The 15,188-nt window shown below is 52.6% G+C and carries 14 protein-coding genes; 7 read left to right on the top strand and 7 right to left on the bottom strand.

Annotation, left to right across the window (positions count from 1 at the left end):
* Positions 1 to 87 precede the first annotated feature (87 nt).
* The 5 genes from SJQ66_RS02825 (at position 88) to SJQ66_RS02805 (ending at position 4,645) form a co-directional block, all read left to right on the top strand.
* A complete protein-coding gene (locus SJQ66_RS02825) occupies positions 88 to 897 on the top strand; it encodes a TetR/AcrR family transcriptional regulator (protein ID WP_081764981.1) in 810 nt (269 codons plus the stop codon).
* 242 nt (positions 898 to 1,139) lie between these two features.
* The gene (locus SJQ66_RS02820; RefSeq protein WP_157685739.1) at positions 1,140 to 2,525 is read left to right on the top strand and encodes an MFS transporter; all 1,386 of its coding nucleotides are present in this window, start codon (positions 1,140 to 1,142) and stop codon (positions 2,523 to 2,525) included.
* Positions 2,526 to 3,066: 541 nt separating this feature from the next.
* Entirely contained in the window at positions 3,067 to 3,393 is a 327-nt protein-coding gene (locus SJQ66_RS02815; RefSeq protein ID WP_024903992.1) for a hypothetical protein, read from the top strand.
* Between the two features lie 11 nt (positions 3,394 to 3,404).
* Positions 3,405 to 4,313, top strand: a complete 909-nt coding sequence (locus SJQ66_RS02810; RefSeq protein WP_320533588.1) for a dihydrodipicolinate synthase family protein — start codon at positions 3,405 to 3,407, stop codon at positions 4,311 to 4,313.
* Complete coding sequence (locus SJQ66_RS02805; protein ID WP_046152493.1) at positions 4,310 to 4,645, top strand: hypothetical protein; 336 nt, start codon at positions 4,310 to 4,312, stop codon at positions 4,643 to 4,645. The genes SJQ66_RS02810 and SJQ66_RS02805 overlap by 4 nt, the downstream gene beginning before the upstream one ends.
* Before the next feature lie 191 nt (positions 4,646 to 4,836).
* On the opposite strand, the gene SJQ66_RS02800 is transcribed toward SJQ66_RS02805, so the two are convergent.
* Positions 4,837 to 5,943, bottom strand: a complete 1,107-nt coding sequence (locus tag SJQ66_RS02800) for a serine hydrolase (protein ID WP_157685075.1) — start codon at positions 5,941 to 5,943, stop codon at positions 4,837 to 4,839.
* Positions 5,944 to 5,957: 14 nt separating this feature from the next.
* Here SJQ66_RS02800 and SJQ66_RS02795 point away from each other — a divergent pair, with 14 nt between their 5' ends.
* On the top strand, positions 5,958 to 6,296 hold the full coding sequence (locus SJQ66_RS02795) for a hypothetical protein (RefSeq protein WP_320533587.1): 339 nt from the start codon (positions 5,958 to 5,960) through the stop codon (positions 6,294 to 6,296).
* 382 nt (positions 6,297 to 6,678) lie between these two features.
* On the opposite strand, the gene SJQ66_RS02790 is transcribed toward SJQ66_RS02795, so the two are convergent.
* The 3 genes from SJQ66_RS02790 to SJQ66_RS02780 all read right to left on the bottom strand — a co-directional run bounded on the left by SJQ66_RS02790 (position 6,679) and on the right by SJQ66_RS02780 (position 10,226).
* Positions 6,679 to 7,356 carry a hypothetical protein gene (locus tag SJQ66_RS02790; RefSeq protein ID WP_320533586.1) on the bottom strand — a complete coding sequence of 226 codons (678 nt, stop codon included), beginning with the start codon at positions 7,354 to 7,356 and terminating at the stop codon, positions 6,679 to 6,681.
* Positions 7,337 to 8,806 (bottom strand): F-box protein, encoded by a 1,470-nt coding sequence (locus SJQ66_RS02785; protein ID WP_320533585.1) that lies wholly within the window; start codon positions 8,804 to 8,806, stop codon positions 7,337 to 7,339. The genes SJQ66_RS02790 and SJQ66_RS02785 overlap by 20 nt, the downstream gene beginning before the upstream one ends.
* A 331-nt stretch (positions 8,807 to 9,137) precedes the next feature.
* Positions 9,138 to 10,226 carry an FUSC family protein gene (locus tag SJQ66_RS02780; protein ID WP_157685161.1) on the bottom strand — a complete coding sequence of 363 codons (1,089 nt, stop codon included), beginning with the start codon at positions 10,224 to 10,226 and terminating at the stop codon, positions 9,138 to 9,140.
* Between SJQ66_RS02780 and SJQ66_RS02775 the strand changes: the two genes are divergently transcribed.
* A complete protein-coding gene (locus SJQ66_RS02775) occupies positions 10,210 to 10,539 on the top strand; it encodes a hypothetical protein (protein WP_186303551.1) in 330 nt (109 codons plus the stop codon). The genes SJQ66_RS02780 and SJQ66_RS02775 overlap by 17 nt on opposite strands.
* Positions 10,540 to 10,823: 284 nt before the next feature.
* Here SJQ66_RS02775 and SJQ66_RS02770 read toward each other — a convergent pair whose 3' ends face one another.
* The 3 genes from SJQ66_RS02770 to SJQ66_RS02760 all read right to left on the bottom strand — a co-directional run bounded on the left by SJQ66_RS02770 (position 10,824) and on the right by SJQ66_RS02760 (position 14,771).
* Positions 10,824 to 12,191: a cytochrome c gene (locus SJQ66_RS02770; protein WP_046152487.1), complete on the bottom strand. Its 1,368-nt coding sequence runs from the start codon at positions 12,189 to 12,191 to the stop codon at positions 10,824 to 10,826.
* 3 nt (positions 12,192 to 12,194) lie between these two features.
* Entirely contained in the window at positions 12,195 to 13,967 is a 1,773-nt protein-coding gene (locus SJQ66_RS02765; RefSeq protein ID WP_024905120.1) for a GMC family oxidoreductase, read from the bottom strand.
* 90 nt (positions 13,968 to 14,057) lie between these two features.
* Positions 14,058 to 14,771, bottom strand: coding sequence for a gluconate 2-dehydrogenase subunit 3 family protein (locus SJQ66_RS02760; RefSeq protein ID WP_024905119.1), 714 nt, complete (start codon positions 14,769 to 14,771; stop codon positions 14,058 to 14,060).
* Positions 14,772 to 15,188 lie beyond the last annotated feature (417 nt).

The following is a 15,188-nucleotide window of genomic DNA, read 5'->3' as shown; positions in this document are numbered from 1 at the left end:
TGGTTCCAGCCTATCCGGCGCGGCAGATCGCGAGAAATACGCATACAATGTGTCATATATCTCGATTTGCCGCACCGCACAACCGGTATGCCCGACGCTCCACTGAATTCCTTTTCTGACTCTGAGGCCACCCCGCCTAGTGTGACGCGTGCGGACGCCCCATCCGGTGCCGCGACTGCCTCGTCGAACCCATCGCAGGATTCGTCCGACCCCGTTGTCCCGCCACCGACCACGGCAAAAGGACGTCCCAAGCGAAAGAATGATCCGGAGTTGACGAAGCAGAATATCCTCGAAGTCGCTACCGAGGAGTTCGCGACGAACGGCCTTGCCGGCGCGCGCGTGGATGCCATTGCGGCAAAGACCCGCACGACGAAGCGGATGATCTATTACTACTTTGGTAGCAAGGATGAGCTTTATCAGGCGGTTCTCGATCAAGCCTATGGGGGTATCCGGCATAACGAGGAGGAGATGCGCCTGATCGAACAACCGCCGATCGACGCCATGCGCGCCTTGGTCGGATTAACCTTCGACTATCATGAAGCGCATCCCGATTTCGTGCGGCTGGTCAGCATCGAAAACTTCCAGCAGGCCACTTTCCTGAAGCGGTCGGAAACGAGTCGGGGACGCAATGCCACCGCGATTCAACTGCTTGAGCAGATTCTCGAGCGTGGGGTGCGTGCCGGCTGCTTTCGCGCGAATGTTGATGCTATCGATCTGCACATGCTAATGAGCAGTTTTTCTTTTCACCGGGTCTTGAACCGATACACGTTCGGCACCTTATTTGGCCGCGACCCATTGCTGCCGAGTCAGCGCCCCGCCCATCGACAGATGTTGATCGAAGCAGTGCTGGCGTACCTCCGCCCCGATGCGATCATACCGTCCCAGTCGGCATCATGATGGAAGATCGACGCATCCCGCATTTATCGGGATATTTTTGCGGAAAACCCGCATCATAACGCTATGGATCTGGCATTTTTCGCAAAAAATGCGGCGTTCGTACGCAACGCGCATTTCCCTTGCCATCACAGTTCTTTATAATCGCCGCGAGGTCTTGCTTTGCGGGGGCCGCCTTCAAGACGTAAAACCCGGCTATGACTAATAAAGATTGCGGGACGAGATACCAGCCGATGGAAAAGTCGATGCGCAGCATAGCAACCCAAAGTCCCGCGAACGCGACCGATGGCTTGATAGCGAGCGCTGACAGCGAGACGGGAACCGTGGGCGTACCGATGAAGGCGGCATTGCCGTCGCACAAGGAACGTGTCCAATCGGCCGTGGCGGTGGTGGTGGGTAGCGCGCTGGAATGGTACGACTTCTTCTTGTACACATTGCTCGTGGGCAGCGTGATGTCCGCAAGTTTCTTTCCGGCTACCGATCAGTTTGCTGGCACGGTAGCCGCTTATGCCACGTTCGCCGTCGGCTTTGTGGCGCGCCCCTTTGGCGGCTTGCTGCTGGCGACATTATCGGACCGCTTTGGCCGGAAACGCATCCTCGTCGTCATCCTGTTGCTGACCGGTGGCAGCAGTTGCCTGATCGGCCTGCTACCCACCTATGCATCGATCGGCCTGGCCGCGCCGCTCTTGTTATTGTTCTTGCGCATTATTCAAGGCGTGGGCGCTGGCGCTGAATTCGCCGTGGCGGCGGTGTATGCCGTTGAAACGGGCGCAGCAAGAAACAGTGGTGTGCGCGGCGCGCTGCCCGCAACGGGTGTGTATGCCGGCATGTTGTTGGCATCGGCAGCGCTCGGAGTGTTTTCCTGGTTGACCGGACCGGCGTTTGCGGACTGGGGCTGGCGCATCCCGTTCCTGTTCAGCGGGTTGCTGCTGCTCGCAGGCGTCTGGATTCGACGCAACCTGAGTGAAAGTCAGGCATTTCATGCGGCACAAGTTCTGCAACCAGACGCAACGCGGAAAAGCACCGCAGTGCGGGCACTATTGCGAGACGAATGGCGCGGGGTCGTGTTTGTGGTAGGCGCGCAGTTCGCGCAAGCCGGTCTCGGTTTTCTATTTTTGACCTTCACTTCGTACTACCTCACGGCCACCCTCGGCATGCCGCGCGCAGTCGCGTTGCACGCCACGTTGATTGCCGCCGCGGTGGCCGTGGTCACTGCGCCGTTATTTGGCGCGCTGGCGGATCATATCGGTGTACGACGTTTCTTTATGGTTGCATTATTGTTTTCGATCGCTGCCAGCGTGGCGTATTTCCCGTTGACCGCCACCCGCTCGCCCACGTTGATCTGCCTGGCGATGGTCTTGACGATCGGCATCGGCGTGAACGGGTTGCTCGCCGTACAGGGAGCGTTGTTCTCGGCGCAATTTCCCGCCGCGGTACGCGCCAGCGGCGTGGCGCTGGGCCGCGAACTCTCCACCGCCGTTGTGGGTGGGCTAACGCCAATCCTGGCCATCTACATGTTGCGCGGGGCCGGTGCGACAGGCGTGGCCGCCTTGGCCGTCGGACTGACGTTGATATCCTTGCTTACCGTGACGTTCTGTCATGGAAAGAATACGATGCGGCATGGCGCGTAAAACGCTATTCATCCTTGCTTCTGTGTAGATAGCCATTCACCGCTACCAGGTAAATGGGATCCCTGTTCCCACGTTCATATAATACTTACACCTCTAATATATTAGGTGTACTGACTTAATTTGCCACTACCCATTTCTCTTTTTTTGCAGAGTTAGACGATCTAACGCGTGCACGGTACTTTTATTAGTCAAGGCTTAAAAAATTTGAAAGCTCGCGCGGCTTAAGGTTTTGACGGGTAATGGCGATTGAGTGATTTGCGAGGTACATCATTGCAAGGTGCATCTGTGGTATGACGGCGAATCCTTACACCAGCAAAATCCAGAGCAGATACAAAAAAAGCACCGTCGCTTAAGCGGTCCTATTTTTCAAGCACGAAAATCTTTACAGGTTCTTGATACATCGACCCGCGATTTTTACGCCAATTTGATGTGCGTTGGCGCTACGATTTCACTATCGCATCGTACTGCGGCAGAGAAAGATTAATTGAAGTGATATTGGGGTCGCCGTACCAATCCCAATGGCAAAGCGAGGAACGGCATCATGCATTTGTCGAGCAAAACCAATTCAGAAAGGCATTTCCTTCCTACGGTTCCTATAACGCCATTTGATGCATACGTCGTTGAAGTGGTGGTCGAGGAGCACGAGGGAGATAAGAAACGCGCCCAACTCAAGAAAGTGTTTGGATCATCGATGGGTGCGCGAGTACGCCAGGCAACGCTCTTTCCAATACACATTCACTTCACGTTCGACATTCCCGCAGCAGGCATGAAATCAACTCTTCAAGCGCTGATGACGCTTATCCCCAACGCCACTATCAACCAAATTTACCCGCGGGAGTTCGAGTACAGTCCGCGACGGAAAAAGTAATGATCTCAGGTATGTGGTTACCCTTAGTCACGCCATTCAAGCATGGCAAAGTGGACGTTGCTGCATTACGACATCTGGTGCAGCACTATGCCGGTACAGGTATCAGCGGGTTTGTCGCGCTGGGCACGACAGGTGAATCAACCCTTTTGTCACGGATTGAGCGTAGCGAGGTATTGGACACGATCTTCGACGCTGTCCCGTCCGGTATGCCGGTCTATATTGGTGTCAGTGGATTGAGCACATCGGAGATGTGTGAATTGATTCAAATTTATGACCGCTTTCAGCCTGATGGGTATCTGGTCCCTGCTCCTGCCTACATCCGGCCCGATCAAGACGGCTTGATCTGGCACTTCTCGACAATCGCCGATGTCGCAAGGAAGCCGATCATACTGTATGACGTTCCACTGCGCGCAGGCGTCGCACTGGCACCAGAAACCGTAGAGAAGCTGCTGTATCGGCACGAAATCACGGCGATCAAAGCATGTGTGCCCAGCAGCTTCAGCGCCTTCGGGAAACTCCCTCTCAGCATGCTGTGCGGGACGGATAATGCACTTATCGAATGCCTGCAAGCAGGCGGCAGCGGCGCCATTCTCGCCAGTGCCCACGTCTTCCCGGAAGAACTCGTTTCCATTGATCGAGATATCCGAGCGTCGCTGTCGGGCACGACCTCTTCCGGCCTTGAACGTCGAAGAAACGAAGCATGCCTGGACTTCGATGGGCTCTCGGACATCATCCGCCTGCTTTTCTCGACGACCAACCCTACCGCAATAAAAGCATGCCTGGCATTGCAAGGACTTGCGAGCGCGGAGACGCGCGCACCGCTGGCCACCGCATCAGAAAAGCTCATGAGGCAGTTAGCGCACGCGCTCGCTCAGCTAAACAACCTCGAACCGTTACCATTGGCTTTCTCGGATAAATGATGAACTTCCCAACCCTGGCCTCGCACAATCAAGAAGAAGCAAAATCGATTCTCTCGGACGATGCATTGCCTGCAAACGCATTGCAGCGACGCGTATTCCTGGATGTCACGCTACTGAACGATTATCACGGTAAGGTCCATACACCACGCGAAAGCCTCAGCCAATTACTGCACTCCCCCCTCGGCGTCTACATTGCCAGTATCAGCGTTGCCGGAGAAGACTTGATCGTGCGATTCGACATTGCCGCATCGGACGTGGACTTTACGTTGCACATGCTGATCAGCGCATTACCAGATGCCATGATCGGGCGCCTGCTTTCACGCAGCGTATAGGATGTCGATGCATCGACAGTTGATGCGACCTGCGACGTCGCATCAATTTGTCACCGGATCGAATTACTCGGAACAAACTTAATAACATCAGCGTTTGGCCTGGAAAGTCTTTTCGGATCTCATAGAACTAATGTCCAGATGACCGGCGACATATACTGGACGATTGAGTTTATAAAGACGGATTTAGAATTCTAATGTAAATAACTCTTTGTTATCGTCCATGCGATCTTTTTTTGCAGAGCTTGAAAGGCTTCATGTAGCTCTTGCGCTTGTTCTATATCACGGTTTGCGACCCCACTTTGCAAAACATAAACCAGTCCTTCGTCTGGCATGACGATTATTGCCTGACAACTGTTTCGAAGCGAAACGTCGGCAGTCAAGTCGATACAATCATTTTTGTACCACGCATTAGGTAAGATGCTGCTGTGCTTTTTTTTCATTTCTTCGACCATGCCTTGTGCGAATCGCGCAGTATCAGAAAGTGAGAGCGCAATTCCCGGAAAAATCAATTCCCCACTATTTTGCATTTCCGACGCCCATGCGCCGCCCCCCATTTTGAATGGCTGCATGACCTTCACAGATAAGTAATCACTTAGCCCGTCATAGCCGTGCCGGCGTACAGTAGCGTCCAACACTTCAGCAAGAACTTGAAAATCACCGGGATTGTAGTTATACGTCTCTCCATCAGCCAATGAAGGGTCAGCCGGAAAGGTTGCAAGAAAGGACAATGTGGCACCACGCTCACCGAGCTGGCCGGATCGAATAAGTTGTTGTAAATCATCCGCATCCTTCCCGCCACTCTGCCATTTCACACCCGACTGCATTTTCAGCAATTGGTACACCGTTGCCATGCTGTAAATCGGCCCCGCGTTATGCCCTATTACATCACCCGTCCGCGTATCCAAAGCAAGCAAACCATCCTGAAGCGCCGCCCCCACCATCGTGGCTAGGATAGATTGCGTGACGTCGATAGTTTGCAACCTCATATTGACGCTACTGTTCATGCCGTATTTCTCAATTAATGCTTCTCCGTTCAACAGCACCATCAGCCCTGCAACTTTATGCATGTTCATAAACTCGCGTATTTCATTCTCGATAGACGATATATGAGCCGCGCTCGGGCTTCGGGTAAATGTCCGAGCTTTCCCGACGCCAATAATGCGACGATGAAAAAGAAACTGCCCTAAACCCGGATCACCTTCTTTTTGATCTTGTGCCAGGGTTTCAGACTCATCCAAAGCTTTCTTTGGTACTGCCTCTGATGGCCCCGATACTGGAATCGATGTTGAGGCATCCATAGGCTGCGCCTTGGGTGTGGGTGTGGGTGTGGGTGTGGGTGTGGGTGTGGGTGTGGGTGTCGGTGTCGGTGTCGGTGTCGGTGTCGGTGTCGGTGTCGGTGTCGGTGTCGGTGTCGGTGTCGGTGTCGGTGTCGGTGTCGGTGTCGGTGTCGTTACTGGTGTCGTTACTGGTGTCGTTGCTGGTGCCGTTTCTCGTGCCGTTGCTGGTGTTGGTGTCGGTGCTAATGCCGTTGCTGCCGCCGTGGCTGCCGGTTCCGCATCGCGACTACCAGGAGAACACCCATTCAATACCAGAGCAGTCAATGCCATCCCAAATGACATCCGAAATTTCCAAAACGTTTGCGCGTTGTTAACAATCTTCATATAAAATAATTTTTTCAAAAAAAATCTACCGGGAGCATTTTTCTTCATCGTGAAAATGATATTTTTATATTGATCACCTACCCTGGAATTATTTTCAAGTAAAAAAATAACTTCCACGACAAAGAAAGTGAATGCGAAAATCGGAGACCACTGCATGATTGACGAATACACAAAAATACGAACCCATCACGTCCACCCTGACCCACCATCCAACAAATACTCAAATAATCGCGTGATTGACATGCGAAAACTTGTAATTGCAGCTATATCGTTGCTTACCTAATTCGTATTTCTCCATAGGGAAAGATTAAACCCCCCTAATTCTTCTAACATTCACGACCATTTTATTAAATAAAAATAAGATTTTATATATTATATCCTATCATCAATATCGCGAATATTATATCCAAATTGATAAATTACTTCCTCAATTGTGGATGCATCGCCGATCATTGCTCTTTCACCAAAATCGAAGCCTGGCTCGATCTCGGTTGTCGCGTATTCAGCAAGGATCACAAAGTCCGGATCGTATGGACGCCATCTCGAACACTGTTCATCAAGGGCTGCACCGGGTGCAGATGGAAGCTTCAAATGAAGCTCCCTTGCGATGCGAATATCTATCTCGGATTTCTGTTCTAATGTATTTAGGCCAAAATGCGTTTGCATCCTTGCTCTGATCGCTTCCCCGTCAAGCTTTGAGCGAAAAAATAATGCCGATGCCAACTCGCACGCGAGTAATTGAGGTATGTCGCTCAAGGTTCCATCAAATTCTTCAGCAAACAATTGAATTTCCTTTCTTAGCATATCATAAGGAATGCTATTTATTAATGAATAAAGCATTTCAGGCCAAAAAGCTTTGTCGTTTCTCTTTAACAGGTCCAGAGGCGATATCGCACAATCTTCGAACGATCCAGATGCGATATGACGCGCAACGACCAAATCAATTAAAGCAATAGCTTCCGATAATTTTTGCGGTGTTGCCCCGATGCGAGCTTCATTTCCTGAAATAACTTCGTATAGCTTCTTTCCATCAGTTATCGCAGTTACCAAGTTTCCAATGGTCGGAAATTGATTTATTGCGAACAGACATGCACGACACCAGCGCTCGGAGCAAGCCCGGCTGCTGCGCAACTATGCGAACAGCCTCAATACTGGTGATTGCCTGGATAAACAACAAGCGCACCGGCGTTCCAGTCCGGAAGCTTTCGATCTTCGAGATAGCCGTAAAAGTTGATTGGAATTGAGAGCGCAGAAGATCGTAAAAAGGCTTGCTGACCAAGCTAAGGGTAAATATTGAACGCGCAGGAAGCAAGTTAGCTAGGGCGCAAATAAATCTACCAGGGAATTTTTCAAGATCTATGCTAAGTGCGGAAACGACCACTTCCGGACCTTTGACGGGATTTGCATATGCATGCCAAGGATTCAGAAAGTGAAATGCCCGATTAAACCAGCCTGGAGATTTTTCAGACTTCCGTATTGGTAAAACATCGATTTGCGCTCTCTCACCGAAGTTATAATGAGGTTTTATGGCGAGCGTCGCCTGTTCTGCCTGGATTACAAAACGCGTGTTGCAAGCACGCCATCTCGAACATTCCAGATCAAAGTCCGGCCCTGGCGCTTCCTTACAATGCTCATGAAGTTCCGAGGCAATACGCTGATCGACAATAGACCACTGCTTGTCCGTCGTCACGCCAAAACGCCTGCGCATTATCGCCTGAACCATATCCCCTTGATGCTTTTTGTTAAAAAACAGTGCTGATGCCAAGGCCCCTGCAAATGAATCAGAAATATTTTCTGGCAGACCGTCATAATTTTCAAAAAATAACGTTATCGCATCTTTCAGATCATATGCTGGAATGTTCTCCGTAAGGGAATTAAGCACTGCCACCCAAAATGATTTTTCAGTTTGCTGCAGCAAATTAAAAGGTGTTATCTTGCAATGCTCAAAGGACTTAGATATGGCATAACGCGCAACGATCAGATTAACTAAATCAAGGGCTTGCGATAAAGAACAGGGTGGAAGTTTTATCACGCTTTCTTGTTCGGAAAGAACAGCGCTAAAAGCTTTTCCTTTAAAGAAAGCTAGATGCCTATGCCCGTGTCGGTCATCTGAACCACTCCGGTTACCGTCTGGTATTGTCAACACAAGCGCTCTTAGCAGCGCTGGCTGCTGGGCACGAATGCGAACAGTCTGAATACTGTTCAGCGTCTGCATGAACAGAGCCTCTAGAGGCTCACTAGTCCGAAATCTTCCGATGTTCGACATAGCCATAAAGCTTGACTGAAACTGCGACCGCAACAATGTATAGTATTTGTTGCTAACTAGACTAAGGCTGAATAGTGAACGTGCGGAAAGCAAGGAAGCAGACATGCAAAAGACATCACTGGGCAACTCATCCAGCTTACCCTGTCTCACAGCCACAACCTTTTCTTCTAATTCTTCATCGTCATCCGCATTCCCTAAATACAGAGGTGCTACGGCATCAAATAACACTCGCATGATCTGCATTCCAAAATAAATAGATAAATAAAGAAAGCGCTTACATCGCAAAACTATAGTTGCATGACTTGGGACATTCGTCTCACTGCTCATTTGCGGATTAGACCATGTACAAGGTTTGACATGCCGCTTTTACGAATCAAGCTTCGTTGGAATAGTGACGTCTTCGCCTTATCAAGTGAAAAGCCGAATCTGCCTACAGTTACGAACGCAAAGGCGACATCTTGAGGAAAACACTAAATAGTAGTCTTGACAAACATGAGGCCTCGACCAATCGGCGTTACCTCGACATGCCGCGCCTTGCGCAAGGCCTTTTCAAAATCGAATAAGGTTAGTCCATTCCCGGTCGACGATTGGCATTAAGTCCGATCGCCTTGAGAAGATAGTCAATAACGAGTGCCATGCCGCAACCGATCAGCGTTGCGCCAATCCGCTCCTGGTACAAAGCGATCTCCGGAGCAATTTGTCCGGGATCGACCAAACCAAGCATGCAAACGATGTAGGCAGTCAGGGCCGCGCTGAAGAAGAGATAGCTGACGCGATTCAACGCGTAGGCAGATAAGGCGCACAGACTCGTCGCGATAATCAACCATCCCGGACTCGGGCGAAGAAAAAAAATCGCGAGTGTTACTAGCGTTGCCCCCGTGACAGTCCCTATACAGCGCTGCAGCACACTGTGGAACTCTTCCTTCAGAGATGGTTTGAGCACGACCAACGCGGTCATAGGTGCCCAATAGCTATGTTGTAGCTTCAACATATGCACGGCCAGACTGGCGGCGGTACAAGCCAGCGCCGCGCGCAATGCCGTGGCCAGCGCACCACGAGTATCACTTCTTAAAGATTGAGACGGTAAGATCGGCGGGATCGCAGGCGGCCAGAACAAAAAAGCCGCCCCCAGAAATCCGATCTGAACCGCCCCGCCGATACCCACCATTAGCGCCCGTTGCGCCGCGTAGTCGGTCGATACGCCGAACGTTCCAGAACCATGAACGAGTTCACCGAATTGCGGCAAGATCGCCTGCAGCATTAGGCCAAAATCAATTGGAAAAGATGAGTTAGCAACACTGGCATTCCCACTATTGCTACCGGCAAAACTACCTGCGACGAATAGCGCGATCGCGGATTGCTGACAAATCCAGGTCAATCCCGGCCCGCGTATCGCAGCCCACCCGCCCAGTGCCGCCCAAATCGCGCTTGCCAACAGCATCGCCGTCAATGAGGCACCGATGCGTGAACCAATCCACGTGGACAACATCATGCCGAGGCACGCAAGTAGCATCGGCATGATCGAAATTCGCGTAAAACGTTGCAGCGCCCCTAAGCCGACAGTGAACGCGCCCCCGGCGACGACCAGCATCGGTACCATGTGATTTGTAATCTGACCGATCCACAGGCATACAGCGATGGTCGGCCAGGCCATCAACCCCGTCCGCCACAGGCACTGCTGCCATTCGGGCGAGAAAAGATTGTCCCACGGAGCCTGGGACGGTGCGGGAGTCTTGTTCGAATGTTCGCGCATGTCGGAAAAGAAGACAAAAGCAGCGCATGCCGCCTTCGTTGTTCACCGTAACATGTATTTTGACAACACAAGCCTTGTGTCTTTAAATCAAGAGATTGATTACATCGCTAGCGTCGGCCTGATGGCATTGATCAATACGAAGGTCTTGTTTTCCGGATCATTATCGTACTGCTTCTCACGCCAAGCACTTAAAGACTACCGCAACGGTATCTGACTGGCGCTCGACGATAAAGTACCGCCCCATCGTTCCCGTGCAAAGGAAATAGGTTGCGGTTCCGGCCAATATGACTCGTTTGGGTCCATGACCCAATACTGATACCCGTAACCATGGCATCCTCTTCACTCGTGGCCGTAATACGTACCCACGCCAGCAGGAATATACGCCTGCCTATCACAGCCCTCGTGCAATACGCTCGCACCGTCGATAAAAACGCAGGTAAAAAAACCCCGATATCGCTATCGGGGTGTGGTGTGTCGCGGCTGCTTGCGTCTCAAATTTTAAGGTTGTGATCCTAACTGCGGTGGCGCTTTCAGACGCGTACGCAGCTTCGTTGCATCGGCGGCCGTAATCGCATCGGCCGCGTTACCCCAACTATTCCGAATATACGTCGCCACGGCCGCCACCTCTTGGTCCGACAGTTTCCAGGCAAACGCAGGCATTTCCGCGCTCGTCGGATTGCTCGCTGTAGCGGCACCGCGCCCGCCCATCAAGATCGTTCGGATCACGTTGTTGGCACCCGGCGCTTGCACGCCCGGATTGTTTGCCAGGGATGGCACCATCGCCTCGACACCCTCGCCGCTCGTCTTATGACAGGCAGCGCAATTGCTTTGATAGATGTCATGTCCCAACACCATCATGGCGTCCGTTTGCTGCAGCGGTGTCGGCCGCTTTCTGTCAGACCCGGGCAAGCTCTTCAAGTAAGTGGCAATTGCGCTCAGGTCACCTTCGGTCATATGCTGCGTCGAATTCGTCACTGCCTCGCCCATCGACCCTGCCGCGACGCTGATGCGATTACCCCCCGTATGCAGGTAAGCCACGACGTCCGCGTTGCTCCAACTGCCAATACCGGTATAGGTATTGCCGGTGATCTCGGGTGCATGCCAACCCTCGAGGTCATATCCTTGCAGATAATCCGTATCGCCCCCGAGGAAGTTCTTGCCGCTGTGGCAAGCCGTGCAGTGACCAAGACCGTCAACCAGATAGGCGCCACGGTTCCACTCGATCGACTGTTTCGGGTCCGGCGTGAAAGGCGTCGGATTGAAGAACAGCAGATTCCAGAAGAAAAGTGATTGGCGAATATTGAACGGGAACGGCAACTGGTTTGCGGGCGGTGCTTCGGCTACTGGCGCAACCGTCTTCAAATAAGCAAAGACGTCAAGCAGGTCCTTGTCGGTAACGCGCGAATACAAGTTGTACGGCATCGCCGGGTACAGCAACTTGCCATGCGGCGCGACACCATCCTTGACAGCATGCAGAAACTGCGCGTCCGTCCAATCGCCAATGCCGTACCGCTTGTCCGGCGTAATATTGCTGGACACAATGACGCCGAACGGGGTATTCAAGCCCAAACCGCCAGCAAACGGCTTGCCGCCCTTCGCCGTATGACAAGCGATACAGTCCCCCGCTTGGGCCAGGTACAAGCCCCGCTTGATCGGATCGGCCTCCTTACTGCCATCATTCGCGCCGTATTGCGTGATCTGATCCAGCAGCGCGGTATCAACCGGCGCATTGGCACGCTGGTGCGAACGCCAGGCAATCAAGCCGCCAAGAATCACGGCCGCAAGGATGATCAGGATAAAAATCACGATCCCGATGCGGGCGGCGCCAGACCGGCGTGGCGAGTGTTGAGTAGGTTGTTGCGCCATCGTCTAGACCTTCACCAATGCGCCAGGTGCCTTCAGATACTGATCCCGAATGGCTTGCGCGGCATGTAACGTCAGCGCGGCCACCGTACCCGTCGGGTTGTAGCCGGCATTGTTCGCGAACGCCGATGCGCCGCAGACAAAGGTGTTCGGTACATCCCAGCTCTGCAAATACTTGTTGACCGCGCTGGTCCGCGGATCATCGCCCATGCACGCCCCGCCCGTGGTATGCGAAGACAGATTGGTCATCGGCGTGTACGGCGCGGCCGTCGGCTCTGAACGCTCGATTGTCTCGGCGTTCATCGCCTTGGCGATCTCCATGGACTTATCCGCCATGAACTTGCCCGAACGCTTGTCGTTCTCGTTCCAATCAAACGTCACTCGCAGCAACGGCTGGCCATGACGATCCTTGTATTCCGGATCAAGGTCGAGGAAGACGTCTCGATGCGGATAGCTGTTGCCCATTACATAGATCGAATTGTAGTTCTGGTAGGCCTTCTGGTAAGCCTTCTTCCAGCTTGAGCCCCACGCCGGCGTGCCCTTGGGCACCCCTCCCGACAAACCGATCGGCCGGCCATTCGTCGAGTGAATCAGCGCCGTGCCGCCGCCAATGAAGTCGAGATTCGAATGATCAAAGTTATCGCCATTGAAATCGTCGATCGATTGCGCCAGTGCACCCGCACCGATAAACGGGTTCAGTTGCTGATCCTTCAGCCAAAGTGATGCACCCGAGATGGTCTGATACGCATAATTGCGACCCACGACCCCTTCACCGGTATCGCGGTTATAGGGTTTGCCGATGCCCGAAAGCAACATCAGTCGAACATTATCGAATTGATAAGCCGATAGCACGACGATATCTGCGGGCTGTTCCCACTCCTGTCCGTCGTTATCGATGAAGGTCACGCCAGTAGCCATCTTCTTGTCGCCAGTCAGGTCGACGCGCAACACTTCGGAATCAGGAATCAAGCTGAAGTTCTTCCGTGCCATGAGTGCCGGTAACACGCACGCTTGCGGGCTGCTTTTAGACCAATTGCCACAACCGAAGAATTCACAATAGCCGCAATATGTGCAAGGCGCCATCTTCACGCCAAGCGTATTCGTATAGGCGCCGGAGGTATTCCCGGCAGGTACGGCGAACGGATGATAGCCGAGATCCTTGGTCGCCTTATCGAACAGCAAGGCCGCCTGGGTGCGCGCCAGCGGTGGCAGCGGGTAGTCGCGCTTGCGCGGCCCTTCGAAGATATTGCCCCCCTCGATCTTCTGGCCCTGGATATTGCCCGCCTTCCCCGACGTTCCGGCAATGCGTTCGAATTTGTCGTAAAACGGCTCGAGGTCATCGTACGTCACCCCCCAGTCCTGCACCTGCAACCCCTCGACGAATTTACCCTTACCGTACTTTTCAACCGTATGCGAGTACGTCACGAAGTCGGTCGGCAGGAAACGCCACGTCATGCCATTCCAGTGCGCGCCCGCACCGCCCACACCCCAGCCAAACTGATAAGTGTTCAAGTCGCGCAAAGGGAGCGCTTCCTGATCCGGGCGGTTACGAAACGTCATCGTCTCCACGCTCAATGGCTGCAACAATTCACGACGCCGCGCAAAACGCAGTTCATCGGTGTCGATGCTGGTCGGAAAATCGGTACTGGTGTCACGCCACGAACCGCGCTCGATGGCCACGACGTTCAATCCTGCTTCCGTCAACTCGTTCGCCATCAGCGAACCGGCCCATCCTAGGCCAACGATGACGGCATCCACTTTTGGCCGCTTTTGCGCCATATTGGATACTCCTTGCTCTGTATTGTGAAGACCTGTCGTTATGAATCGATGATGCCGTTCACAACGTTTTTAGCTACAAATGCCTGGTCTTTAAGTCGTCTGGGTGGGCTTGCGAATAAAACTGACCGGTTTGATGTCCAGTTTCTGCCCTGGCTTGTCGATGTAGTCGCGAAAATCGTATTGCGCGCCAGGAAAACCCAGCATTTTCCAGCCAGCCATGTTCTTGTTGCCACCGTAGATCGGGTCTGAAAAATAGCCTTCGCGCACGTTCCAGAGCACCAGATTAAAGAACTGTTTTGCATCGACACCGGACATGGGCAGCGTGCCAGCCTCCCATTGACCAATCATCATGTCCTGTTCGGCCGGGGTCAGCGCAACGAAAGGCTTGCCACTCTTGGCTTTGACCGCAGAATCGAAAGCGGCCAAACCAGCGCGCCACCGTGCAGCAGGACCTTCCTTGAACTGGGGGCCGGCCTGCGGAAGACCTTGCTTGAGCGGACCATCCAGATAAAGATAGCTCCCTTTCCCGTAAGCGCCCGCCAATTGCGCATCGATAAACACCGCGCAGCCTGCCTCCTTGCCGCCAATGCTCAGCTCATCCGCTGGAATGATTCGGTCCGACAGCGCCGCCACCAGCTCCGCTTCTCCTGCGGTGAAAAACTTCCAGCCGTCGGCCACAACCGGCTGAGGGGCCGCCGACGCCTTCCCGGTCCAAGGCATCCCGCCCCAGATCACCTTCGCTTTTGCTACGGTCACACTGCCTATCAGCAGCGCGATCGATACGAGAAATCCCCGTCTGCGCATATCTACCCTCTGGATGCTTGTGAATTGCATTGTCAGCCCATACCCGGCTCATCTTGATACTAGTCCTGTCACGCGGCAGTTGCGTGATGCCTTATGGAACGATGGTATGTAGCAGCTGACGGTCCGGGGCCCATCATACAAAGCTCTCAGTCATTGCATGAGAAGCTGTATTACATATTCATTACGAAATAGATATCGTCAGCTATCGATGAATAATTGCAAAATTCACAATAATAGATGGCCTATGAAAAAACTCATAATGAACTAGCTAGTTAGTACATTTTATGCATAAAGATTTTTTTCATTACGCTTTCAAATTTTCTACGATGAAAGGAAGAACAAAATCAGGAATCGCGGGCGCGACAATATGCCACAGCAGCAAAATATCATCGACCTCATCGTAAGGGTTTTCAAAAT

Source organism: Robbsia andropogonis (assembly GCF_034047095.1).
GTDB classification, from domain to species: Bacteria; Pseudomonadota; Gammaproteobacteria; order Burkholderiales; family Burkholderiaceae; genus Robbsia; species Robbsia andropogonis.
Note: the sequence above shows the minus strand (reverse complement) of the source record. Positions and strands in the feature narration are given on the sequence as shown.